This is a genomic window from Bacilliculturomica massiliensis, from assembly GCF_900605495.1.
Lineage (GTDB): Bacteria > Bacillota > Clostridia > Peptostreptococcales > Anaerovoracaceae > Bacilliculturomica > Bacilliculturomica massiliensis.
The window spans coordinates 325,240-347,540 of record NZ_LR027603.1; the positions used below are offsets into that span (position 1 = coordinate 325,240).

At 49.9% G+C, this 22,301-nt stretch carries 19 protein-coding genes; 10 read left to right on the forward strand and 9 right to left on the reverse strand.

The features are described from left to right. Positions 1-25 precede the first annotated feature (25 nt). From E0E37_RS11120 to E0E37_RS19305, 8 genes are all read right to left on the reverse strand, one after another. A complete protein-coding gene (locus E0E37_RS11120; protein WP_130863117.1) occupies positions 26-1,765 on the reverse strand; it encodes an NERD domain-containing protein in 1,740 nt (579 codons plus the stop codon). Further along, positions 1,765-5,349, reverse strand: coding sequence for a DEAD/DEAH box helicase (locus tag E0E37_RS11125; protein ID WP_130863118.1), 3,585 nt, complete (start codon positions 5,347-5,349; stop codon positions 1,765-1,767). Before E0E37_RS11125 ends, E0E37_RS11120 begins: the two co-directional genes overlap by 1 nt. Positions 5,350-5,380: 31 nt before the next feature. Continuing rightward, entirely contained in the window at positions 5,381-5,836 is a 456-nt protein-coding gene (locus E0E37_RS11130; protein WP_130863119.1) for a MerR family transcriptional regulator, read from the reverse strand. A 316-nt stretch (positions 5,837-6,152) separates the two neighbouring features. Beyond that, positions 6,153-7,865, reverse strand: a complete 1,713-nt coding sequence (locus E0E37_RS11135; protein ID WP_165445323.1) for an FtsX-like permease family protein — start codon at positions 7,863-7,865, stop codon at positions 6,153-6,155. Between the two features lie 5 nt (positions 7,866-7,870). Next, entirely contained in the window at positions 7,871-8,566 is a 696-nt protein-coding gene (locus tag E0E37_RS11140; RefSeq protein ID WP_130863121.1) for an ABC transporter ATP-binding protein, read from the reverse strand. 8 nt (positions 8,567-8,574) lie between these two features. Further along, on the reverse strand, positions 8,575-8,979 hold the full coding sequence (locus tag E0E37_RS11145) for a DUF3021 family protein (RefSeq protein ID WP_130863122.1): 405 nt from the start codon (positions 8,977-8,979) through the stop codon (positions 8,575-8,577). Next, positions 8,976-9,428: a LytTR family DNA-binding domain-containing protein gene (locus E0E37_RS11150; RefSeq protein ID WP_246019704.1), complete on the reverse strand. Its 453-nt coding sequence runs from the start codon at positions 9,426-9,428 to the stop codon at positions 8,976-8,978. The genes E0E37_RS11145 and E0E37_RS11150 overlap by 4 nt, the downstream gene beginning before the upstream one ends. A gap of 100 nt (positions 9,429-9,528) precedes the next feature. Then, a complete protein-coding gene (locus E0E37_RS19305; protein WP_456298051.1) occupies positions 9,529-9,732 on the reverse strand; it encodes a helix-turn-helix domain-containing protein in 204 nt (67 codons plus the stop codon). 499 nt (positions 9,733-10,231) lie between these two features. Between E0E37_RS19305 and E0E37_RS11160 the strand changes: the two genes are divergently transcribed. The 3 genes from E0E37_RS11160 (at position 10,232) to E0E37_RS11170 (ending at position 12,333) form a co-directional block, all read left to right on the forward strand. Further along, the gene (locus E0E37_RS11160) at positions 10,232-10,942 is read left to right on the forward strand and encodes a TraX family protein (protein ID WP_165445324.1); all 711 of its coding nucleotides are present in this window, start codon (positions 10,232-10,234) and stop codon (positions 10,940-10,942) included. 91 nt (positions 10,943-11,033) lie between these two features. Further along, a complete protein-coding gene (locus tag E0E37_RS11165) occupies positions 11,034-11,927 on the forward strand; it encodes a restriction endonuclease (protein ID WP_130863124.1) in 894 nt (297 codons plus the stop codon). A 40-nt stretch (positions 11,928-11,967) separates the two neighbouring features. Then, positions 11,968-12,333 (forward strand): MmcQ/YjbR family DNA-binding protein, encoded by a 366-nt coding sequence (locus tag E0E37_RS11170; protein ID WP_130863125.1) that lies wholly within the window; start codon positions 11,968-11,970, stop codon positions 12,331-12,333. 160 nt (positions 12,334-12,493) lie between these two features. Here the strand turns inward: E0E37_RS11170 and hdhA are convergent, their stop codons facing one another. Continuing rightward, positions 12,494-13,297, reverse strand: a complete 804-nt coding sequence (hdhA, locus tag E0E37_RS11175) for a 7alpha-hydroxysteroid dehydrogenase (protein WP_130863126.1) — start codon at positions 13,295-13,297, stop codon at positions 12,494-12,496. A 232-nt stretch (positions 13,298-13,529) separates the two neighbouring features. Between hdhA and ahpC the strand changes: the two genes are divergently transcribed. The 7 genes from ahpC (at position 13,530) to E0E37_RS11210 (ending at position 22,292) form a co-directional block, all read left to right on the forward strand. Beyond that, positions 13,530-14,093 carry an alkyl hydroperoxide reductase subunit C gene (gene ahpC, locus E0E37_RS11180; RefSeq protein ID WP_130863127.1) on the forward strand — a complete coding sequence of 188 codons (564 nt, stop codon included), beginning with the start codon at positions 13,530-13,532 and terminating at the stop codon, positions 14,091-14,093. Between the two features lie 120 nt (positions 14,094-14,213). Continuing rightward, entirely contained in the window at positions 14,214-15,959 is a 1,746-nt protein-coding gene (gene trxB, locus E0E37_RS11185) for a thioredoxin-disulfide reductase (RefSeq protein WP_246019706.1), read from the forward strand. A 2-nt stretch (positions 15,960-15,961) separates the two neighbouring features. Then, complete coding sequence (locus E0E37_RS11190) at positions 15,962-17,227, forward strand: MFS transporter (RefSeq protein WP_130863128.1); 1,266 nt, start codon at positions 15,962-15,964, stop codon at positions 17,225-17,227. 154 nt (positions 17,228-17,381) lie between these two features. Beyond that, on the forward strand, positions 17,382-18,194 hold the full coding sequence (pdaA, locus tag E0E37_RS11195; protein WP_130863129.1) for a delta-lactam-biosynthetic de-N-acetylase: 813 nt from the start codon (positions 17,382-17,384) through the stop codon (positions 18,192-18,194). 223 nt (positions 18,195-18,417) lie between these two features. Further along, a complete protein-coding gene (locus tag E0E37_RS11200; protein WP_130863130.1) occupies positions 18,418-18,867 on the forward strand; it encodes an acyl-CoA thioesterase in 450 nt (149 codons plus the stop codon). Further along, positions 18,864-19,373: a metallophosphoesterase family protein gene (locus E0E37_RS11205; RefSeq protein WP_246019707.1), complete on the forward strand. Its 510-nt coding sequence runs from the start codon at positions 18,864-18,866 to the stop codon at positions 19,371-19,373. Before E0E37_RS11200 ends, E0E37_RS11205 begins: the two co-directional genes overlap by 4 nt. 63 nt (positions 19,374-19,436) lie before the next feature. Continuing rightward, a complete protein-coding gene (locus tag E0E37_RS11210; protein ID WP_130863131.1) occupies positions 19,437-22,292 on the forward strand; it encodes a translation factor GTPase family protein in 2,856 nt (951 codons plus the stop codon). Positions 22,293-22,301 lie beyond the last annotated feature (9 nt).

Sequence of the window (22,301 nt, forward strand, 5' to 3'; positions counted from 1 at the left end):
AGGCGGACATCTTGGATATGTCCGCCTACACCTTTAACGCCATTGTTTTAGTCTTTAGTATGATCTTTCCCTTTCCGGAGAATCCTGCGCCGGGAATTGCCGCTGCGATCCGGTCGATCTGCTGGGGGCCGCCGCTTATCATTAACGACAATCGCTGTGTTGCTCTAGAGCATGCCACGTAGAATACCTTTTTCATTGCGGGATCTGCAAAACACCCTTCGTCGATATCGGTGATAATGATGACCTTGTTTTCAAGCCCCTTGAATTTTCTTGCTGTTGTAAATAACACGCCGGCATCTTCGGGAGCGTTTACGAAAGCGATCCCTCCCAGTCTTTTTACGCCCTTCAAGATTGATCTGTCCTCAGTTTTCATAGTCAGGACAGCGATCTCTTCCTGTTTGAATCCACGATCCAGATAAAACTGTACGATCGCGCCCAGCTTGTGCACGGCGTCTTTTTCTGCAAATACAATCGTCGGCGGCTCACCCGAAATATGATTCATTTTTTGCAGGACGTCGTAATCGATGACGCTATAGGCGGTCTTTGCTATTTCCATGGTGTTCCTGCAATTTTTAGACAGAAGGAGCCGGCATTCCGACTGAGCGATCCAGGTCAGATCTTCTTTACTGTCTTTGCCCGTGGATCTGTCGTATGTGACGATCTGATTCTTGTCATAAAAGACAAAACAATGACTGTCGCGAAGTTCACACAGATCTTTAAAGAACAGGATCTCTTTATCGCCCAGATCCTGCGCTTCGTCGATGATGATATCGTCATACGGGAAGTGGTCGATATCGATTTGTTCATAAGCACGCAGCCGTTTTTCTGCGTTTCCGGCTTCGCCCCGGCAAAATTCTGCGGCAAAGGTATCTGCGTTGTAGTAATCTACATTTTCTTTCGGGCAATTATTTTTCAGATAGCGGTATAAAAAAGAATTGTAACACAGGAACAAAACTCTGCGGCCCTGTCTGCCAAATCGTTCTGCCGCCATCTGTGCGATCATCGTTTTGCCTGTGCCGGCAGCTCCCTGAATTGCGGCATACCGCTGTTCTTCTATGTAATCCAGCAATACGGACTGCTCGTTGGTCAATCGGATAAAAGCATTGTCGATCTCGGTCTTTAATATGCTGGGAGACGGCGTGAGATCGAAATCAGGAGCGATGATATTCTTGATCGATTCCACCTGCTGATCGGTGAGAACTGTTTTCTGCCGCGCTCCGTAACCGAGATAGACGGCTTTAAGCCGCTGTTCCAGCGAAGGGCCGGGCTCAGAAGAAAACACGCTGGAATCCAGAATGGCAAATGAAACATCGTGATAGTTTGCAGGCAGGTTCTGGTGCGGATCAAATTGACAGGCAGGAAACCAGATCAGCGGCTCTATGCATATGCGTCCTTCCCATTTTAAAGCGGTCTTTTCGATGACCCTCCTGAAATGCTGGATGCCCCGCTGGGCCTGACTAAGCGGGTCGTTCCCCTCGTCCAATACGATTTCTTTTTTTGTTACAGAGTTTTGCTGATGCATGAGTCCGTCCTGAAAGTAGCAGTGTCCGCCTTTGACTTCTAACAGCAGAATGCCGTAATCTTTATGGAGGATCAGATAGTCGTTCTCATACCAGGTAAAGTTCCGATTGATGTTTTTTCTTACCCACTGGACCGAATGAAATATGATAAAATCATTGGGCAGTCTGCTCAGTTCATCATAAGCAAGCTGCTCGGAATTGGGAGCGTTGATTTTTTCACGCAGACGGGGATACATATACGCCATTATCGCAGCGCCTCCTTCAGCCGTGCGGCATCCAGCGACAGCAATTCAAAGGCGGTCCAGCCTTTTTTTTCACAGATGGCGGCGGTTTCTTCGCTGATGGATTCAGCAAATACGATGACGCCCCTGTCTTCCCAGGACATAACGATATCTCCACTTAAGAGAGCGTGTTTGATCACTGTCGTCAGATAATCGGGAAGAGGAACATTCTGCTCGTCCAGGGCCGTGATGATGGATTGGACATTTTTATCAAAGAAAGAGAGCATTTCCTTCCAGGACCGAAAGCCGCTGGTCTGATACGACTGCTCTTTTTCTATGAATCTGCGCAGCTCGACTTTTTCTTCAACCACGGTCTCCGCTTCGCACAGCACATCGTCGCCCAGGAAATATCGCTCTATATAGTCCCATCGCTGCGCGTTGTCAAGTGTTTCTGTAAAGAATCTGCGTAGTATCTTTACTTCGCGTTCGTGTTTCTGTTTTGCCTTGGTAACGTAGCTGTTGGAGTACTTTATCTCACCGAACACAATGCGGCGGATCTTTTCCGGATCGTTTAAACGAATGAATATTTCCGGCTCCTCGCCGCCCATTACTTCGTAAGTGGCATAGTCGAAGATAGACAGCATTTTCAGGGCCACAGAATCGTTCCCGTCGGACAGAGGGGGCATAAATTTTGAGATCGAGGTATTCGTATTTCCTTTCAGATTTCTGATGAAGGGAGAACGTGTTACCGTGCGATTGAGCATTTCTTTGAAGGTACCGTTGGACAGCGTGTACGCCGAGACCGTGTGATCGCTGTAGGAACGATACTTCACGCATTTTCCCTCGGGATCAGCCAGATGAAAAATAGAATTCACAATGATCCGCGCTTTTGTGATCCCAAATCTTGGGCTGATCGCTTTTGCAAAATCCTCTAATGTAAAATAGCTTCTTTTAAAGTCAGAATACAGAGTATCCGCGATGTAGGCGAAATCTTCCAGCAGACGATCTCTCAGATCGCAGAGCAGAAGGTCATCTTTGGTTTCGACCGTAACCCTCTGCCGTACATAAAACATTTCACAGATCTCCGGCATAATGGCTATCTTATCTTTGCCCTTCTGATTCTTGTTGAAATACCAGTATTTAAATTGGGGGAAAGACAAGTTGGGATAATGGTTCTCCCAGACAGACTTCAGATCCAGAGAGTAGATATCACCGATATCGGATATGAAAATGGAATCAGTCTGCTCATCTTTTTTACGCCCAGGGGCAATATAGGAGAAATACTTCCCGTATTCCGAACGGAGAACAGTCTCCTTGTATTCTTCCTGTATTACCACGTATGCTTTGGTAAAAATCCCCTGCGGCCGGGAGATCAGGACTTTGAAATTGAACTTGTCATACAGGTCTTTTTCCAGCATCAAAAGGCAGGTCTTCAGCTTTCCGATCTGGTTATCGCTGTTGTTAGCCGTATCCTTACCTGTGAAAATATAGGTAAAGGATTCGGGAGAGATCAAAAAGCTCCGATTCTCTTTCTTGTTTTTATAGGTGTTATAGATACCGGAAAGGACAAGATTGATCTGGTACTGTTTAATTTGTGACATACCAAACAGCTTTTGCATGAAGCTGATGTCGTTGTAATAGTAATCTGTGACGGCATGGCCTGTAAGGCCGGACTTACGCGCGGCCCTGCCGATCTCCTGCACATAATCGCTGAGATTTCCGGTTACTGCGTAGTGATAAACGTTGACGATATCATTCACGTCCACACCCATACCAAAGGCCTTCGTGGCCAGCATGACCGGCTTCACGCCGCTGCGGAATGCTTCAAAGGCTCTGCGCTTACTGTCTGCAAGCGCGGCGGCGCTCTGATCGTTAAGATTTCTGCCGGTGTAGACCGCTACTTTATCCCGGTCGAAATCTTTTCCTGAAAAACTTTTGATCCCTTTGTAAGCGTCGCCTGCATAAGAAGCATAGGGGAAATATACGATCGTTTTTGTTTGAGAACTGATCCAATCGTTCATTCTGCACGCCAGATCGCCGGCTTTTCTGTCTTCATAATCGGGATTGTGCAATTTGTCGAGGGACTTTATGTGAATATCAAACTTGATATCATCCCGTTTTACATAACCGATATATTTGATGGGGTTTTCCATGTAAAGACTGATGATCGTTTCGCTTACTGAATCATCCAGGCCGCCGTTCACTGCAGTGGCAGTAAAAGCGCAGATCGGGAAATGCATCACTTTTTTATTTTTGTTATGCTGCGTTTGGATCTGGCTGCGCAGCCGGCTGATGTATCCTCCCAGATACCAGTAATCCGGGCGGAATCCCACGCCCCAGGTGGTTACGATGTGGGCTTCGTCGATGATGATCAAGCCGATCTCCCGATCGCCGATGAGCGTTTCAATGGAGTAGGAGAGCAGGGTCTCCGGGCTGAGGTACAACAGATCAGTTTCACCATTTTTCACTTTCTCCAGGACCGCTTCTTTTTCAGCCTGTGAGATCAGATCGGAATTGAAGGTCTCAGCTTTAAAATAACCTCTTGCATTCAGCTGCTCTTTTTGATCCTGCATCAGGGCCTTGACCGGTTCGATCACGATCGTGAGTTTCCTGTGCTTCTTTGCAAGATAAACCGCGGGGATCTGGAACATCACAGATTTTCCCGCGCCGGTAGACGCAGTGATAAAAATATCCCTGTAGTCGTGATCTTCAGAAATTGCCCTTTCCGCCTGGGTCAAAATATCTCCAATGATCTGAGCCTGGCTGATTTCGACCACTTCGTTGCTGATGTCGGGATTTTTATAGAAGCGAAGTTTGCGAAATGATTCGAAGTTGGGGATCCGGATATGGTTCTTTGCAATATCCATCAGCTCGCTTTCTTTAAAATGGAGAGCTGCCAGAGGATCGGCATTTCTTGAGACCGCGATTCCATTATGCTGGCAATATGCGCACAGGGAGACGATATTGCGATCGCTGATCGCGCCTTTTGTCATACTGAAGCTGATGGATCTCGGGGAATTCTTCCGGATCTTCACCAGTTCTTTCAAATACAGCGCAATATCATTGGTAATGTGAATGTGAAGATCATACGTCTCCAAATAATTGACCGGATCGGCGGCGGGGTAAAACTGCTTCGTCGTAACGGTCAGGTTCTTTTCGAGTTCATAGTTATAAAAGCTGACGTAGATCTCCCCGTCGATGATTTCAAGGGCATCATATACAGCAAGGAAATTCCTGCATTCCTTTGTGGGCTCAGATGTGATCTCATGTCCGAGATTGCGCTGTATCTCGTCCACCAGATCTACCCCCATGGGAAACTCAATGGGGTAATACTCCGGGAAGAGATTGTTTATGTAAATGATCACTTCAAGTCCATAATCTTTTGCCGCTAATTCAACACGGTCTTTAATCAATGAATACTCTTCGTAAGTCACCCAACGATCGTCATCGTCGTCCATAGAAAGCAGGGCACGGTCCAGCAGGCGGCGAACTTTCACATCAAACTGCAAAACATTTTTCTTATCGATGATCTCGGAATCCGTGAGGGGGATCGCTGTCAACTGAGATAAGAATCCCAGATCAAATCCCTTGTAGACAAAGAGTTTCATAGTGACCTTCTTTCTGTTTCAGTAGTTTTTCTTACTTCGTTTTCAGGCCGTGCGCCTTTTCCCAGGCAGGGCGCAGCTCTACGGGAACGTCCTCCCTGCTCAGATCTTCCAGACCTGCGCAGGTGCCCGCCAGCTTGGCCTGATTGTAATACCAGCATTTATAATCCAGAAGAGACAGCGTTTCCTGCATCTGCGCGATCTGTTCCCTGACGGATTCCCGCTGGCGTTCCATCAACGCGGCCCGCTGCTCGATGGTGTCGTCGCCCTCCTGGCACCAGTCCATAAACGCTTTGATCTCCCGAATGGACAGGCCTGTCCGTTTCAGGCATTCGATGACAGCCAGTGCGGCGCGGTCTTTGTCCTGAAACACCCGAATTCCGCCGCCGGAGCGCTCTACAAAGGGCAGCAGCCCCTCCTTGTCGTAATAGCGCAGCGTAGAGGCGGGCACGCCCATCTGCTTTGCCATCTCGCCTACTGTACAGAGCATAAAAAATCCTCTCTCTTTCTTTTTTTCTTGACTTAAAGTTCACTTCAAGTTGTAAGATACCCTTGAACTATTAAAGCCACTATATCAGCCGGCAAAAAATAAGTCAAGCGCCGTTCCTCCATTTCGATTTGGGTTTGCCCGAATCGAAAAAGGGGCGGTGGGGAGCGTAATTCCAAAGGCTACTACACAAAACGCAGAACCAGAAACCCTGAGAAAACTCAATAGGTTATCGGCTCTGCGTCTTAGCGTCTGGCTCTTTGATAACTGATATATTCATAATAGCCATTCAATCACTCTATCCATGTTTTTCCTTATGCTAATCAACATAGATGATGTCCGTAATTTCTCTTTTCGTTATAACTCTCTTTATTCCTGAATTAAAAGTTATTTGCACTCCCCAATAAATTAAGCTGATCAAACAAAAGTCTACTAAAAAAACGATTATATTCGTGCCAAAGGGCATATAGTCATTTGTAGAAATGGAAAGAGATCTTTGTATCGTTTTTGCTATAAAAATACTGGGGACAAGTGTTACAATAAACGCAGTCCACAAAATAGGCAAATAAACGTCGATTAATATTTTACGAATATACTTAATTCGATGCCCTATCATATTAAGTATTACGATATCATGAGTGTTGTCTTGGAAATTGATAAATAGAGCGAGAAAAATCAAAACAGCCCCTATAAGAATTCCCGTAGTTTGATTAATTACAGCGCTTGTGTTATTAGAAACTGCATTTCGACGTAAATAATCAATTCGCTGCGTTTTAGTTATTACATCCACACCTGGTATTTCCTTTGAGCTTAGCATGCCATTATAAGCACCTGCCGGAATATCAAGAATATCGGTTAGTTGTCGCCCATTTATATAAATACTTTTTGATTTTGCATTAACAGCCATATCTTTTACAATAAATGTATGTTGGCTGCCCTTTATAACGATCGGCATAGTGTCGCCAATTTCAACGCCGTAAATTTCTGAAAGTTCGGGATTGATGTAAATCGTGCCTGCTTCCGGGGTCGCAAGTAATTCGTTATTTCGGTTTTTCAATTCATATAGTTTGTTGGAATGATAAAGACCGGTTACGGTTCGCTCTAACTTATAATTACCAATGGAAAAGGTTGCCGGACTTTCAAGATAAGTCATTGTGTTTTCGTTTATATCCGTTACTTGATATTCTGAGTAATGCGTATCATATTCATAGTTATGGCCTATGGTTTGAGCGCTGAATACTTTTTCGCTGCTTATGTTCAATGACTGCCCTAATATGATACATACGCTAAATGACGTAACTGCTACAAATATTAACAGTATGGAAATCGGCTTGCGCAAAGCAATTCGTAATGAAAGCCTGTTTTCCGCAGGTGCAATTTTGCTGATTTTATTAGCCCACAATAGTGCGGCAGAAAAGCGGATTTGTTCATTATTTCCTGCCAATAAGAAACCTGCTTCTTTGTTTCTTACAAAACCATAGCATAAAAAAGCTACGATAGAAAAAATAGCAGTGGAAACGACAACACCAATGAGTACGCTAATAATCCCTACATTTTTTGTCAAGTCTGTTACCGCATAAGTTTGCGAATTGGCGTTAATCAAAACATCAGACAAAAAATATCCTCCAATCATTCCAAATATCGCGCCCCCAAAAGACAAGATTGCAGTAAAAGCAATAAAATAGATTTGCAGTATGCTATCTTTAAAGCCAAGTGCCTTGATACAACCAATCTGTTTTTTGTTGGCTCTGAAAAATCTATAAAAAAACATTACGAACACAAAAGCAGATAGTCCCATGAGTGATATGAAAAATGTATAAGCTAGGGTCGTATTGGAGTTTAACGCATTTTTATATAGCTGTTGGTTTTCTGTAAGTCCATCAAGAGTGTTCAATACTGCCATGTTTCCATCTATGGAAAACATTACAAAGAAAAAGGAGAGTGAGGTTAGAATGGTAAGAAGAAATAATAGTGACAGTAAAATTTTGTCTTTTACGATTTGCTTTGATAACTGTTTATACACAAGTCCCATATTCATTACCTCCATACCATATCATTAGCTCCTATGGGATTTTTGTTTGTAACATCATTATAAATTAATCCATCTTTAATCGTCAGTACACGTTCCGCTGTGCGGGCGATCTGCTCGTTGTGAGTTGTGAATAGAATGGTTACACCAAAAGTAGATTTCAGATTATGTAATAGTTCTACGACTTTTTTACTATTAGCCTCGTCCAGTGATCCAGTGGCTTCATCACAAAATAGTAAGTGTGGATTTTTTATAACTGCCCTCGCAATCGCAACTCTCTGTTGTTGACCGCCGGATAATTGTGCTGGAAATTTGTCTAAAAAATTGTTAATTTCAAGTATTCGAGTCAATCTATCAAACGCCAGTGATGACATTCCCGGACAAATACCCACCTTAATATTTTCTGCTGCTGTGAGGTTATTTAAAAGCAGATAATTTTGAAATACATTTCCTACATTAGCTCGTTTCCAATCGGCAAGCTGCGCCTGTGTAAAATTTGTTACAGTCTTGTCCCCATGTCGGACGCAGCCAGTAGTGGGCTGTATCATGCCGGAAAGAATATTTAAAAGGGTTGATTTCCCAGAACCACTTGGACCGAGGATTGCAGTAAAAGTATCTTTATAGACTGAGAGTGTAATTCCTTTGAGTATCTTTTCTTTTCCATAATCTTTAGTTATATTCTCCGCGCTCATAATTGGTTTCATTTTTGTTTCTACCTTGAAATGGCTTTGTAATTTCGTTTTTGTAGTAGCTCGTTTATTTCTTCAATATCTCGTCGCATCTGTAATATGCTAAGTAAAACACCGATAAAGTAAATTGTTACTGCCATAATAATGAGCGTCCATATCGGTGTACTGCTGTACCATTTGAACAGCGTACTACAAACAATTACAATCCCAACTGTATAACCAATATCAAGCATAATCTCAAAGATAGCGTAATTGCTTTCAAATTTATGTGTAAACAGCAGCCCAATATGAATGATGATATTAGCAATAAACGATTGAAAGACGCTACTAATAAATAGAAATTTTGCTCCGAATATTGTACCTAAGACAGCTAATATAAGTAAAGTGATTCCTGTACTGCATAAGATATTGACTATCATTTTTCTCATATATTTATCCCTCCCTGCAACGCCTGTTTAATGTCCTTTAAATATTTGCGGGTAATATGGAGTTTTTCTCCATTTTTTAGTGTTGCTTCCATACGGCTATTGGTAAGGGATTTTATACTTTCCAAAGTGTTGATATTTAAAATGCAGGATTTGCTGATTTGGACAAAACCCAAATGCTCTAAATACTCAACTAATTGATATAGTCGAAGATCTGTGCGATACACATTTTCTTCAAGATAAACAAAAGTTTTCTTATCAACACTTTCTATGTAAAAAATGTCCGAGGTATTTATCAGACGCTCACTGTTTTCACTATTACACTTGAGTTGTGTATCAACTGATTGCATTAAGGTAATCAGCTTTTCGACGCGCCCATTCATTTCTGCATATCGAATTAAAACTTCAATATCGTTGCAAGTCAAATCTTGTTCTGTTTTTAGAATCATCATATCACCTGTTTCTAACGAGTATATCTTGAAATTCCAGTATTGCAACATGTTCAATACTGAAATACGATTATTATCGACCAATATACAAGTCTGTTCAAAATTAAGCCTCATTTTGTTGTCTTTCGTTATCTGGCACCAGCTCGATTATATCAGTAATATCACAATTAAGCGTTTCACAAATTTTAATCAATGTTGCCATAGAAATGTGCTCCCTTTCCCCATGTTGGCGATATGGCTTGTCGTGAGGTGGGCTTGCAAGCGTAGCTGCCGCTTGCTCAATTCCCTGTCTGGCGGTATTTTCCAAAGCGGTTTATAGCTTATTTTTATGATGTTATACTACCTTTCCAGCCTGGTAAATCGGCTTCGGCACTTTATATTTTCAACCATTATACCGCTGTGCTTGATAAAACACAATTTCAATTCCATATTGCAGTTATACTCCTAAAACTGCGGCATACACAGCTGTTTTATTTGTGTTTCTCTTGTACCTCTATTTGGGGATCAAGCGTTTGATATCCTGCGGCGTGAGGGCATTTATCTCTGGTACTATATCAGCGTTCAGCTGGAGCAGATCCTGAAGTTTTTGGCGGCGGGGAGGAAAATGTGGTATAATGTCCGCATAGCGGACATTATATGATTCTGTGCACGGCGGACGCCGTGTGCGGATTATACCATGATGGCCTGCGGCCAGTCATGGTATAATAGTTCCAACCATTGACCTGCGGCGCTGCCGCGATGGCCCTGTATAAAACGTTTTGTATCCTGGCGCTGAGATCAGCTATTTAGCCATAGCGGAGACTATGATGGAATTTGGACTGACGAAAAATGAATTGAAACTTCTGGCTGCTGCCGCCATGCTTGTGGATCACATCGGCGCGGTCCTGCTTCCTCAGTTCCTTGTCCTTCGGATCATTGGCCGGCTTGCCTTTCCCATCTTCTCTTATTCGATCTATGAGGGATGCAGATACACGCATGACCGGAAAACTTATTTGCTCCAGATCTTTGGTCTGGGGCTGATCTGCATGGCCGGGTATTACATATATGAAGGAACAGTGTTTGGAAATGTGCTGATCACGTTTTCGCTGTCCATATGTATTTTGTACAGCTTCCGGCTGTTGGAGGATAAGCTGCGCTGCGGGGAAAAGGGTTCGCCCATTCCCTTTATGGCTGTTTTAACAGGAGCGGCGCTGGTCTGCCGTGTGATCGAGGTAGATTATGGATTTGTGGGAGTGATACTGCCCCTATGGGCGGAAGTATTCGCCTTTGCCGGGGAGCGGGCGGGCCGGTCAGATCCGGCATTTCAAAAACGCTTCTCGCTGACCGGTTTTGCGGTAGGCTTGCTTGTCCTCTCCTGTGCAGTGGGCAGCGTACAGATATTTTGTCTGTCAGCGCTGATCCCTCTGGCTCTGTCCAGCGGGCGGAAGGGGAGGCTTGACCTGAAGTATTTCTTTTACTTTTTCTATCCGGCGCATCTGATGGCTGTCAGCGCTGCCGCTGTATTGATGGAGATATGAGACAAACTGTAGATGAAATGAAAAGGTCAAAATTTTACGTATATCTGATCAGGGTCATTGGGTCGATGCTGAAAAAACCGGGGAGGTCAATATGTCGCTGCCGAAATACTACGAACTATATGTACCATTTCTAACAGCTATCAAGGATGGGAAAGTTCACACAATGAAAGAAGTGAAGTCAAGGGCCGCCGACTTCCTGGAGCTTTCTGAGGACGAGCGTTCAGAGCGGCTCCCCAGCGGAAATCAATCCGTTTATGATAATCGGATCGGATGGGCGAGGACATATTTAAAAAAGGCGGGTCTCATTGAAGCGCCTCAGAGAGCACATTTTGTGATCACGGCTGAGGGCAAGCGCCTGCTTGAAAGCAGTATACCGATCACAGACGATCTGCTGGCGGAAAAATACCCGTCGTTTGCTGAATTCAAAGGAAAGAAGCCGGCTGGATCCAACGGAACAACGGTAACGCAGGACACGGCGGAAACGCCGCAGGAAACATTAGAACGCGTATTTAAAGTGATCAATGAGCAGCTGGCAGACGATCTGCTCACGGAGATCATGAATCAGCCGGCGGCATTTTTTGAAGCGCTCGTTGTGGATCTGATGAGCGCTATGTCTTACGGAGATGGATTTGTCACAAAGGTCAGCAGAGACGGCGGGATCGACGGCATCATCCATGAGGACAAACTGGGGTTCAATTTAATCTACATACAGGCAAAGCGATGGGAGCCGAATACGACGGTCGGCAAGCCGGAAATTCAAAAATTCGCAGGTGCGATGATGGGACCGCCCAAAATAGAAAAAGGCTTATTCATCACGACAGCGAAATTTTCTCAGGGCGCCAGGGAATTTGCGGAAGCACAGCACATCATTCTTGTTGACGGGCAGAAGCTTACCGAGCTGATGATCGAATATGGACTTGGAGTGTCCACCCTGAAGACCTATTGCTCAAAACGCATTGACAGCGATTACTTTTCAGACAACTGACCGACTGGGATCAAATAAAGAGAGGCGGGACATTTGCGCGATGGACAGACAGGCGATCTTTGACTGGGTAAAACGACGGTACGGCAGCCAACCGGATTATCCGTGGTTTGATAACAATGCTGTGCTGCGGCATGAGGACAATAGGAAATGGTACGGCGTTATCCTGGAGGTGGAACGTAAAAAACTGGGATTGAACGGCGAGGGCTTTGCAGACGTGATCAATGTAAAAGCCGACCCATTTCTCATCGGTTCTCTGCGGATGCGGGAGGGATTCCTCCCTGCTTACCATATGAATAAAGAGCGGTGGATCAGTATTCTTCTCGACGGGACTGTGCCGGAGGAGGAGATCAGAGATCTCATTGACCTGAGTTATGGGCTGACTCAGTCTAAGAAAAAGAAGAGATGAACTGGAGATCTGATCTTCATCAATACGGGCAGGCAAGTCGCGGCATAAGTGAAAATAAGAACCCCGCCGGTGGGCGGGGTTTTTTCGTGCAGATCAATGATCAGAACGGCGAGGGGCGGAGCCGCCGTGGTCAACAGCGTCAGGCATCGGGCAGGAATGCCTAAAGCGGGGTCTGCGCGCTCCGCATCATATCCGCATACTGCGGCGTGCCCAGTCCGTAACCGCCGGCTACGTCCAGTATATGTCCGGTGATGTAACTGGAGTCGCTTCCGGCGAAGAAGGCTACAGCATTGGCAATATCCTCCGGTTCGGCCATGCGGTTCAGCGGTACGTGGGAGAGGAAGGAGCGGAGGAAGGATTCGGGCATATTTTTCATGGCGGCGTCGGTAGCGGTGAGCCCGGGAAGCACGGCGTTGCAGCGGATGCCGCTGCGGGCGTACTGCAGGGCGATCTGTTTCGTAATATTGTTGATAGAAGCCTTGGAAACGCCGTAACCGATCCGGGTGACGTCTGGGATCAGTCCGCCCACGGAAGAGATATTGACGATGCTGCCCCCGCCCTGTTTCTGCATGTGGGGTATGACCAGCTTTGCGATGCGATAGACGCTGCCCAGATTCATGTCAAGTATATTCCAGAAAGCCTCTTCGCTTCCGCCCACCAGGTCCAGGTCCTCCGCGGGTTTTCCGATGCCGAAATTATTCACCAGAATGTCGATGCGGCCGGCCTGTCGGATCGTCTCCGCCACCATGGGCTCGTAGCTGTCTTTCTGCAGGGCGTCGAAGAACACAGGGGCCATGCGGTATCCGTCCGCCTCATAGCGCTCACAGATCTCATGGGCTGCGTCTACCCGCCGGACGCCCATGTAGACGAAGGCTCCACGCTCAGCCAGCTTCAGGGCGCAGGCCAGACCGATCCCTTTGGTGGCCGATGTGATCAGCGCCGTTTTATTTTCTAAATTTCTCATGTATATTCCTCCTGGATTGGTATTTTTATCTGGTCGGTCGTTCTGTTTCTCCAGCTGCGCGGGCCGCGGTCTTTGCAGGAGTCGCAGTGCGGGCCGTTCTTTTTTAGTATGAAACGAACAGGCCGTTTTATTCGTTTTCGCCCTCATTTAAGAGCCTTTTTAAAGCCGCATAAAAAATCCCGCATCGCAGATACTGATTCTGAAACTATGTAGAAATAAGGAGGATTACAGTATGTCGTTGATTAACAAAAAGTTGGAGGATTTCAAGGTCCAGGCATATCAGGAGGGTCAGTTCAAGGAAGTGACGAGAGATTGTCTCGAAGGGCACTGGTCGGTCTTTGTCTTCTATCCGGCGGATTTTACATTTGTCTGCCCCACAGAACTGGGCGATCTGGCGGATAATTACGAGCGTTTTAAAGAGATCGGGTGCGAGATCTATTCCGTTTCCACGGACACGCATTTCGTTCACAAGGCCTGGGCGGATACGTCCGATACCATCGGAAAGATCAAGTACCCCATGCTGGCGGACCCCACGACGGCGCTGGCTCGTATGTTCGACGTGCTGATCGAGGAAGAAGGGCTGGCTCTGCGCGGCACGTTTATCGTAAATCCGGAGGGTGTGATCAAAGCTTACGAAGTGAATGACAACAGTATCGGACGCGATGCGGACGAGCTGCTGCGCAAGGTCCAGGCAGCTCAGTTTGTGGCGGCCCACGGCGATCAGGTCTGCCCGGCGAAGTGGAAGCCGGGCGCGGATACACTGGCGCCCAGCATGGATCTGATCGGAAAGATCTGATGAGCCGTATTCGTTAAAAGAATACAGATATGCATTTATTTTCATTCAGCTGCCAAGCGGCCGTCACCGCGCGCCGCTTGGCAGCTGATGATGGAAAGGAAACCGCAGGAGATGATGGAAATGGAAACTATGCAGCAAATATATGACCTGATCATTCTGGGCGGCGGATGCGCGGGTCTGACCGCCGGCATCTACGCCGGCCGCGCAAAGATGCGCACGGTCATATTGGAGAACAAACAGGCGGGAGGTCAGGCGGCCACCACCGATGAGATCGCCAATTATCCAGGCTTCTCCAGTATCGCAGGACCGGAACTTGCAGATCGCATGCTGGAGCAGGCCAGGTCCTTTGGAGCAGAGTATATTACGTGCGACGTGCAGAGCGTCAGATTGACGGGGGAGATCAAAGAAGTCGCCACAGCCACGGGCGTCTATCGCAGCAGAGCCATTATACTTGCCACAGGGGCGAACCCGAAAAAGCTGGGATTTGAGGGTGAAGATGAATTTCGGGGCCGCGGTGTGGGCTACTGCGCCACCTGTGACGGATTTTTCTTTGAGGACAAGGACATTTTCGTGATCGGCGGCGGATACAGCGCGGCAGAGGAAGCGCTCTATCTGACCCGGTTTGGGAAAAAAGTCACCATACTGGTGCGGAAAGACCGTTTTCGGTGCGCGCAGTCCATTGTGGATAAGGTCATGTCTCATCCGAAGATCGAGGTCCGGTTCAACACGGAGATCGAGAAAGCATTTGGCGGAGATCTGCTTCAGGGAGCCGTATTCAAGAATAATAAGACCGGCGAGACTACGGAATATCGGGTGTCCGAGCAGGACGGCACTTTCGGCATCTTCGTCTTTGTGGGGTATGAACCGGCGTCTTCACTCTTTGCGGGTCAGGTGGATCTGGACGGGCAGGGCTATGTAAAAACGGGAGAGAATATGGAGACCGGCGTGCCGGGCGTATTTGCCGCAGGCGATCTGAGACCCAAGCTGCTCAGGCAGCTGGTGACGGCCACTGCGGACGGAGCGGTGGCGGCTGTGCAGGCGGAAAGATACGTGGCAGAGCAGAAGGAAAAATACGGGATAAGGGATGGAGCGGCCGGTGGGGATGGCGCTCCGTACAGCTCCGGCGCCACGGCCGGCGGGAGCCGTGCAGGAGACGGCAGCAGTATGGACGTCACAGACCGTACCGCCGGAGAGATCAGCGGGAAGAAGTCTGACGACCGGACGGGAGAACACCTGACTGCGGAGATCCGCAGGGAGGTCGCCGCCGTGTTTGAAAAGTTGGAACGGGATGCAGTACTGATCTGCATGGTGGACGACAAAGTGGAAAAGTCAAAGGAACTGGCGGCTTTTCTCAAGGAAGTCTGCTCTCTGAGCAGTCATCTTAAGTTGGAGATCTACAGCGTTGGACAAAGACCTGAGGTGGAGGAACAGATCCGTCTGGAGCGGCTGCCGGCCGCGGCGCTGCTGGATGAACACCGAAATTATACAGGAGTGAAGTTCAGCGGTATTCCGGGGGGACACGAATTCAATTCCTTTATCCTGGCCATCTACAATCTGGCCGGACCGGGGCAGGAAGTGGGCGAAGCTCTCCGCTCCAGAGCAGAAAAGATCGAAAAACAGGCTCGACTGCAGATCGCCGTGTCTCTGTCCTGTCACTTCTGTCCCGAGACAGTGGCTGCAGCGCAGCGTCTGGCGATCCTGAATCCGTGCATCGAGGCGGAAATGATCGACATGGGCCTTTTCCCGGAACTGAGGAAGAAGTATAACATCATGAGCGTGCCCGCCGTCATCCTCAACGGCGGAAAGATCGCGTTCGGCGCACAGAATATGGAAGCGATACTTGGAATGATCGAGAAGGACGCGTGATTATGGGAAAAAAGAAATTACATTACGCCTGGATCATTCTGCTGAGCGTCATCCTGATCCGCGGTTTTGCCGGAGGAGGGATCAACATGACCTCCGGACTTTTCCTGTCGCCGGTCTCTCAGGATATCGGCGTGGGGATCGGCAGCCTGTCCATCTATCTGAGCATCACATCCTTTGTGATGGTACTGTGGTTCCCCATAGCGGGAAAACTGATCAACAAGTATGACGTCCGTCTGATGGCGGTGGCGGGGGCCGTATTTCAGGCGCTTTCCTTCGCCGCCTTCGGCCTGATGGATTCCGTGTTTGGATGGTATCTGCTGGCGATCCCTCACGCCATGGGTGCGGCTGTCCTGGTCAATCTGCTGGGGCCGATCATGATCAACCGCTGGTTTTCCAGAAACGCCGGTACCATGATGGGTATATTGATGGCTTTCGTGGGACTGTTCGGAGCCGTGCTGCAGCCGCTCACATCCAATATCATCGCTGACGACGGCTGGCGGACCGCTTACTTTTTCGTGGGCGGCGTCACTTTTGCGGTGGTGGTTCTCACGGCGCTGCTGCTGATGAAAAACCGGCCGGAGGATCTCGGCCTTGCGCCCTTTGGCGCGGAGAGGGGGGGCCGGGAGAAACGCCGAACAAATACGGAAGACGACGGGATAGAGATCGCGGAGAAGGACGCGGTGCGTTCCGCTTCCTTCTATCTTCTCATTCTGTTTATGATCGCCATCACAGGGACGGGGATCTTTACCCAGCATATTCCGACCTACGGAGCGCTGCTGGGCTACCGGCTGCAGGATGTGGGGAATGCCCTGGCCTTTGCATCCATCGGCAACGCTTTGGGCTCCGTGGTGATCGGGATGATCAGCGACCGGATCGGCAGTCTGCGGACGTGCTATGGCATGATCGGACTGGGGATCCTGGCGGTTACCGGCTTCTTTTTCAGCGGAAGCAGCTTTCTGATATTCAGCCTTTCCACTTTTTTGCACGGACTGGTCAGCGCCGGTATTATGGTTCTGGCGCCCATTTTGACGCTGAAATTTTACGGCCGCAGGGATTATGAAAAGATCTTTGCCAAAGTGTCCATGGGCGCGCCTATCGCGTCCATCATACTGATACCGGCTTACGGATTTGTGTACGATTTCATGAACGATTATTCGCTGGTCCTTTTTGGAATGCTGGGTCTGTTTATCGCGGCGCTGTTCTGTATTGCCGCAGGCTGGCGCAGACGATGTACTGCAGAGGGTTGTCCCGGCTGGCGGAACGGCTGAGATGCTTGGACCCATTTCGCATCTTTTCACATATCGCGGAATGGTACCCAATATACTGGAAACAGGAGAGACGTCCGCGCCGTGCGCGCATACCGGCGCGCGGCGTTTCATTTTCTCTGAATTCAGGAATATGGGGTGATGAAATTTGATTATAATGATCCGAAAGAGAACATTGAAGGTAGTTTTGCCCTGTCTGCTGGCGGTCTGTGTGGCCGCGGGAGGAGCGGCCGCCTGGTCAAAGCTGGCCGGCGGGGCGCAGACGGCGGAGACCGCGGCGGACGGCAACTGGGGCCTGAGTTTTCAGCAGGAAGGTCAGACGCCTGTGGGAAACGCTGCGGCAGATTACCTGAAGCAGTACGACGCTTACTATGCAGGTCCCATGGATAAAAAGGTGATCTATCTGACCTTTGACGCCGGTTATGAAAACGGTTATACGCCGGCGATCCTGGACGCTCTGAAAAAACACAACGCCAAGGCTGCGTTCTTTGTCGTGGGCAATTACATAGAGACCAGCCCGGACCTGGTGAAGAGGATGGTGGAGGAAGGACATATAGTGGGAAACCATACTTTTTCTCATCCCGACATGTCTAAGATCGCAGATCAGGCCGCTTTCCACAACGAGATACAGTCGCTGGAGCAGCTTTACAAAGAGACTACGGGACAGGATATGAAAAAATACTACAGGCCGCCCCAGGGGAAGTACAGTGAGAGCAATCTGAAGATGGCCCACGAGATGGGGTACAAAACGATCTTTTGGAGTCTGGCTTACGTGGACTGGTATGTCGATAAGCAGCCTTCAGCCCAGGAGGCTTTTGACAAGCTGATCCCCCGTATCCATCCGGGAGCGGTAGTGCTTTTACACAGCACTTCCAAGACCAATTCTGAGATCCTCGACGAACTGCTTACCAAATGGGAGCAGGAGGGCTACACCTTTGGGACGCTGGACGATCTGTGCGGCGCGTCCTGATCTACTTCGCCGGGCTTTGCGGCAGACACTGAGAAAACAGGATGCTTTTGCGGATGACGGCCTGGGAGGCAGGCTGTGGTCCGGAAATGCGTCCTGTTTTTTTGTGACACGAAATAACAAAAAAGTTTACCCTGTGAAAGTGAGCCTGCAGGAAACTTTTTTACTTTGCCGAAAATGTGATACAATAGTCTACAGATAATAGAAGAAAAAGGAGAAAGAGAACATGATCGAATGGAGAAATGATATCCGCGTGCCATACGCAGACACGGACGCAATGGGCGTGGTCTACCACATGAATTACATCAAATATTTTGAGGTGGGCAGAGGAGAGATGATGCGCGGTCTGGGATTTCCCTACCGTGAGATGGAAAAAGAAGGAATGATGCTGCCTGTCATCGAGTGCGCATGCAAATATAAGACGCCGGCGGTCTACGACGATGTGCTGGAGATCAGGAGCATTCTGACGGAGGTAAAGAGCGCGTCCATCAGGGTGGATTACGAGATCCGCAGAAAAGAAGACGGCGTGCTGCTGGTGACGGGAATGACCCGCCACGCAGTGACGGACAAGTCGATGAAGCCGGTCCGGCTGAAGACCCATTTCCCTGCGTTTTACGCAAGTATGACGGGGGAGACGGAAGCAGAGGATACGGAAAAGAACAGGAATGGAAGATGAAACCGGACATAAAGCTGGAGATGCCGCAGGGGCAGGAAGTGTTTCGAGTGGGTATCGTCTCGGATACTCACGATCTGCTGCGGCCGGCAGCGGCGGAGACCCTTCGCACCTGCGGCTGTATTCTGCACGGCGGAGACGTGAGCGGCGAGAAAACGCTGAACGCTCTGCGTGAGATCGCGCCGGTGTATGCGGTGCGCGGAAACAACGACAGGGGACCGTGGGCCGGTCAACTGCCGGAAAGGCTGAGGATCACGGTGGCCGGCGTGAGATTTTACATGATCCACAACAAGAAGGATCTGCCGGAAGGACTGGGAAAAGCGGATGCGGACGTGATTCTGTACGGGCATTCTCACAGGTACTTCTGCCAGGAAAAGGACGGCGTGCTCTGGCTGAACCCGGGAAGCTGCGGCAGGCGGAGATTCGGCCTGCCCATTACCATGGCGGTGATGGAAATTTGCGGAGATGGGTTCAAAGTTGAGGCGCTTCAGTTTGCACAGGAAAAGTGAAGGGGCAGACTGCGCCTATGCGCAGCTGTCAGATAAAAATCGATCACGGGATGGGAATATACTATGAAGGCAGAAAGTATCACTGTGGGCATTCTGGCCCATGTGGACGCGGGAAAGACCACGCTGTCGGAGAGCGTGCTCTATCTGGCTGGGAGTATTCGAAAAGCTGGGCGGGTGGATCACGGCAGCGCTTTTTTGGATACGGAGGAGCTGGAACGTGCCAGGGGCATCACGATTTTTTCCAAGCAGGCGCAGCTCGCTCTGGGCGGCAGAAATATCACGCTTCTGGACACGCCGGGCCACGTGGATTTTGCGGCGGAGATGGAGCGGACGCTGTCGGTGCTGGATTACGGCATTCTGGTGATAAATGGAGCGGACGGAGTACAGAGCCACACGGACACTCTGTGGAAGCTGCTGGAACACTATGGGATCCCTGTGTTTTTGTTTGTCAATAAGATGGACCAGCCCGGGACGGACCGGGAACGTCTGCTGTCGGAACTGCAGAAACATCTGGATGAGAAGTGCGTGGACTTTGGAGACATGGCCGGGGACGAAGCATCGGCCGGAAAGGCCGGACTGCCGGCCATGGGCGGCAGTCCGGCAGAGCAGAGTGCAGAGACCATGGACGGCAGGACGGCTGCCGGCGGCTCCCAGGGCGTCGGCGGGAGCGAAAGTGCGGAGGCGTTCTGGGACAGTCTGGCCATGTGCAGCGAGGAACTCATGGAGGAGTATCTGGAATGCGGAGAGATCGGCGGGGAGACCATCGCCCGGGCGGTACGGCGCCGTCAGGTGTTTCCCTGCTATTTCGGTTCGGCGTTGAAGATGGTCGGGGTGCAGGAGCTCCTGAAGGGGCTGGAGCAGTACAGTCTCTATCCCGATTATCCGGAGGAGTTCGGCGCGAGGGTCTACAAAATATCGCGGGACACTCAGGGAAACCGTCTGACACACATGAAGATCACAGGGGGGCGGCTGAAGGTGAAAGACCTTCTGAGCGGTGGAGCGGAAGAAGAACCGGAGAAGGCGGATCAGATCCGCATCTACTCCGGCGCGCAGTTCAGGGCGGTAAACGAGGCCGGACCTGGAACGGTATGCGCGGTGACGGGACTGTTTCGGACCCGGGCCGGCACAGGTCTGGGGACTGACGCTCTGAAAAATAAGCCGGTGCTGGCGCCCATACTGACATATCAGATCATTCTTCCGTCCGGCTGCGATGTGCACGGAATGCTGCAGAAGCTGCGGGAACTGGAGGAGGAGCAGCCACAGCTGCACATTGTGTGGGACGGCCAGAAAAGCGAGATCCACGCGCAGGTGATGGGAGAGATCGAGATGGAGATCCTGAGAAGCCTGGTCCGGGAGCGCTATGGAGTGGAGATCGAGTTCGGCGCGGGCAGCGTCGTTTACAAGGAGACCATCGCGGAGCCGGTGGAAGGAGTGGGACATTTTGAACCGCTGCGGCATTACGCTGAGGTGCATCTGATCCTGGAACCCGGAGAACCGGGCAGCGGACTGGTCTTTGAAAGCCGCTGCAGTGAGGATCTGCTTGATAAAAACTGGCAGCGGCTGGTGCTGACTCATCTGGCGGAAAAAGCTCACAGAGGCGTGCTGGTGGGCGCGGAGATCACGGATATGAAGATTGCCCTTGCGGCGGGAAAGGGTCATGTGAAGCATACAGAAGGCGGAGATTTCCGTCAGGCCACCTATCGGGCGGTGCGGCAGGGCCTGCGGAAAGCAAAGTGCGTTCTGCTGGAACCGGTCAGCGAGTTTCGGCTGGAGGTGCCGGAGGAACTGGTGGGCAGAGCGCTGGCGGACATTCAGCGTATGAACGGCAGCTTTCAGCCCCCCGAGACGGAGGGGGATCTGGCAGTCGTAAAGGGAAGCGCGCCTGCGGCGGCTATGCAGGAATACCAGATGCAGGTGATCACTTACACCAGAGGAAGAGGCAGGTTGTTTTGCACGCCGAAGGGCTACGAACCCTGCCACAACGCGGAGGAAGTCATCGCGGAGATCGGCTACGATCCGGAGGGCGATCTGGAAAATCCCACAGGATCAGTCTTCTGCAGCCACGGCGTAGGTTTTAACGTCCCCTGGGATCAGGTTGAACGATATATGCACGTGGACAGCGGCTGGAGGCCGGAAGGCGGCCGGCGAGGACAGGCGGAAAGGACGGACGGGGACGGCCGCCGCGGCGGCGTCAGCAGCGGAGCCATCTCCCTTGCGGAGGAAAAGGAGCTGGAAGAGATATTTCAGCGGACCTACGGCCCGATCAAGAAGGAGCGTAATCGTTTCCGTACGCCGAAGCCAGCGGCGGAGGCGGCGAAAAAGCGGTCAGCTTCGCCCGGCGGCTTTTACAGAAAGCCGGCGTCCCTGCAGAGCGGGGAACAATACCTGCTGGTCGACGGCTACAATATTATCTACGCCTGGGACGATCTGAAGGAGCTGGCGGCGGTCAGCCTGGACGGCGCCCGGGAGAGACTGATCGAGATTCTCTGCAATTATCAGGGCTATAAGGGAATGACCCTGATCGTGGTGTTTGACGCATACAAGGTGTCCGGGGGACGGGGCTCCGTCCTGAAATACGGGAACATCCACGTTATCTACACGAAGGAAGCGGAGACGGCGGATCAGTATATCGAGGCGGCGGTGCACCGGATCGGGCGGCTGCACGACGTGACGGTCGCCACTTCCGACGGCCTGGTGCAGATGATCATCTGGGGCGAAGGAGCCAGGCGCCTTTCAGCCCGGGACCTGAGAGAGGAAATAGACGCGGCGGAAGCGGAGATACGGACGTCCTACGGTCTGTATAACGTCAGAAACAGGGCGGACAGGCACTATCCCTTTCGCAAGCTGGGGGAGAGGGTGAAAAACTCTCCGGAAGAAGGCGCGTCTGAAGCCGGAAAAGGACCGGAGAGCGGGAAATGAATCAAAAGC

What these genes read in the sequence shown, in the direction of transcription:
- E0E37_RS11120 (WP_130863117.1), bottom strand. Translation starts at nt 1,765, where the DNA reads ATGGCGTATATGTATCCCCGTCTGCGTGAAAAAATCAACGCTCCCAAT.
- E0E37_RS11125 (WP_130863118.1), bottom strand. Translation starts at nt 5,349, where the DNA reads ATGAAACTCTTTGTCTACAAGGGATTTGATCTGGGATTCTTATCTCAG.
- E0E37_RS11130 (WP_130863119.1), bottom strand. Translation starts at nt 5,836, where the DNA reads ATGCTCTGTACAGTAGGCGAGATGGCAAAGCAGATGGGCGTGCCCGCC.
- E0E37_RS11135 (WP_165445323.1), bottom strand. Translation starts at nt 7,865, where the DNA reads ATGGGACTTGTGTATAAACAGTTATCAAAGCAAATCGTAAAAGACAAA.
- E0E37_RS11140 (WP_130863121.1), bottom strand. Translation starts at nt 8,566, where the DNA reads ATGAAACCAATTATGAGCGCGGAGAATATAACTAAAGATTATGGAAAA.
- E0E37_RS11145 (WP_130863122.1), bottom strand. Translation starts at nt 8,979, where the DNA reads ATGAGAAAAATGATAGTCAATATCTTATGCAGTACAGGAATCACTTTA.
- E0E37_RS11150 (WP_246019704.1), bottom strand. Translation starts at nt 9,428, where the DNA reads ATGATGATTCTAAAAACAGAACAAGATTTGACTTGCAACGATATTGAA.
- E0E37_RS11160 (WP_165445324.1), top strand. Translation starts at nt 10,232, where the DNA reads ATGGAATTTGGACTGACGAAAAATGAATTGAAACTTCTGGCTGCTGCC.
- E0E37_RS11165 (WP_130863124.1), top strand. Translation starts at nt 11,034, where the DNA reads ATGTCGCTGCCGAAATACTACGAACTATATGTACCATTTCTAACAGCT.
- E0E37_RS11170 (WP_130863125.1), top strand. Translation starts at nt 11,968, where the DNA reads ATGGACAGACAGGCGATCTTTGACTGGGTAAAACGACGGTACGGCAGC.
- hdhA (WP_130863126.1), bottom strand. Translation starts at nt 13,297, where the DNA reads ATGAGAAATTTAGAAAATAAAACGGCGCTGATCACATCGGCCACCAAA.
- ahpC (WP_130863127.1), top strand. Translation starts at nt 13,530, where the DNA reads ATGTCGTTGATTAACAAAAAGTTGGAGGATTTCAAGGTCCAGGCATAT.
- trxB (WP_246019706.1), top strand. Translation starts at nt 14,214, where the DNA reads ATGGAAACTATGCAGCAAATATATGACCTGATCATTCTGGGCGGCGGA.
- E0E37_RS11190 (WP_130863128.1), top strand. Translation starts at nt 15,962, where the DNA reads ATGGGAAAAAAGAAATTACATTACGCCTGGATCATTCTGCTGAGCGTC.
- pdaA (WP_130863129.1), top strand. Translation starts at nt 17,382, where the DNA reads ATGATCCGAAAGAGAACATTGAAGGTAGTTTTGCCCTGTCTGCTGGCG.
- E0E37_RS11200 (WP_130863130.1), top strand. Translation starts at nt 18,418, where the DNA reads ATGATCGAATGGAGAAATGATATCCGCGTGCCATACGCAGACACGGAC.
- E0E37_RS11205 (WP_246019707.1), top strand. Translation starts at nt 18,864, where the DNA reads ATGAAACCGGACATAAAGCTGGAGATGCCGCAGGGGCAGGAAGTGTTT.
- E0E37_RS11210 (WP_130863131.1), top strand. Translation starts at nt 19,437, where the DNA reads ATGAAGGCAGAAAGTATCACTGTGGGCATTCTGGCCCATGTGGACGCG.